Below are 1,773 nucleotides of genomic sequence, written 5' to 3' on the forward strand. Positions count from 1 at the left end.
TTGTGTTCGGCGGTGTCCTACTTTTCCACCCGTGTGGGCAGTATCATCGGCGCTGACAGGCTTAGCTTCCGGGTTCGGGATGGGACCGGGCGTTTCCCTGTCGCTATTTCCGCCGTAACTCTATTTTTTTGTGTGGGTGCGGCTGGTGGGCCGGCACCGGTGTCACCACGTGTGTGTTTGGTGGTGGGGTGTGGGTTTGAGTGTTTGTGGTGTGGTTGCGGGCAACACGTGAATTGTTTCTTTGTGTTGTAAGTTTTCGGCCGGTTAGTGCCAGTTCCCTAACACACCTTGCGGTGCTTCCAGGTCTGGTCTATCGATCCCGTAGTCTGCGGGGGGCCTTATCCCTCTAAAAGGGTGAGAATCCTGGTCTTGGAGTGGGTTTCCCGCTTAGATGCTTTCAGCGGTTATCCTGTCCGAACGTAGCCATCCAGCCGTGCTCCTGGTGGAACAACTGGTATACCAGAGGTTCGTCCGTCCCGGTCCTCTCGTACTAGGGACAGGTTTCCTCAAGATTCTGACGCGCGCGGCGGATAGAGACCGAACTGTCTCACGACGTTCTAAACCCAGCTCGCGTGCCGCTTTAATGGGCGAACAGCCCAACCCTTGGGACCTGCTCCAGCCCCAGGATGCGACGAGCCGACATCGAGGTGCCAAACCATCCCGTCGATATGGACTCTTGGGGAAGATCAGCCTGTTATCCCCGGGGTACCTTTTATCCGTTGAGCGACACCCCTTCCACTCGGGGGTGCCGGATCACTAGTCCCGACTTTCGTCCCTGTTTGACGTGTCAGTCTTACAGTCAAGCTCCCTTGTGCACTTACACTCAACACCTGATTGCCGTCCAGGTTGAGGGAACCTTTGGGCGCCTCCGTTACATTTTAGGAGGCAACCGCCCCAGTTAAACTACCCACCAGGCACTGTCCCTGAACCAGCTTCATGGTTCGAAGTTAGAGGTCCAATACGATCAGAGTGGTATTTCAACAACGACTCCACCCACACTGGCGTGCGGGTTTCACAGTCTCCCACCTATCCTACACAAACCGCATCGAACATCAATACCAAGCTATAGTGAAGGTCCCGGGGTCTTTTCGTCCTGCCGCGCGTAACGAGCATCTTTACTCGTAATGCAATTTCGCCGAGTCTATGGTTGAGACAGTTGAGAAGTCGTTACGCCATTCGTGCAGGTCGGAACTTACCCGACAAGGAATTTCGCTACCTTAGGATGGTTATAGTTACCACCGCCGTTTACTGGGGCTTAAATTCTCAGCTTCACCCCGAAGGGTTAACCGGTCCTCTTAACCTTCCAGCACCGGGCAGGCGTCAGTCCGTATACATCGTCTTGCGACTTCGCACGGACCTGTGTTTTTAGTAAACAGTCGCTTCTCACTGGTTTCTGCGACCCCCTCCCGCTGCCGGCCGCGAAGGCCATGACGGTATGAGGGTCCCCCTTCTCCCGAAGTTACGGGGGTATTTTGCCGAGTTCCTTAACCATAGTTCACTCGTACGCCTTGGTATTCTCTACCTGACCACCTGTGTTGGTTTGGGGTACGGGCCGTGTGTGAGCTCGCTAGAGGCTTTTCTCGGCAGCATAGGATCACCGAATTCGCCGCAATCGGCTATGCATCACCTCTCGGACTATGTGTCAGACGGATTTGCCTATCTGACGTCCTACGGGCTTGCCCCAGTATTACCACTGACTGGTACGGCTACCTTCCTGCGTCACCCCATCGCTTGACTACTACCAGCGAAGGTCCCACGCAGCCAGCGATCGTC

General features: G+C 55.3%; 2 rRNA genes. Both read right to left on the reverse strand.

Annotation, left to right across the window (positions count from 1 at the left end):
- Nucleotides 1-4: 4 nt before the first annotated feature.
- Nucleotides 5-117, reverse strand: a 5S ribosomal RNA gene (gene rrf, locus LI94_RS21070).
- 126 nt (nucleotides 118-243) lie between these two features.
- Nucleotides 244-1,773, reverse strand: a 23S ribosomal RNA gene (locus LI94_RS24075); the annotation flags it as partial.

Source organism: Mycobacterium sp. UM_Kg27, from assembly GCF_000972905.1.
In the GTDB taxonomy this organism is placed as follows: domain Bacteria; phylum Actinomycetota; class Actinomycetes; order Mycobacteriales; family Mycobacteriaceae; genus Mycobacterium.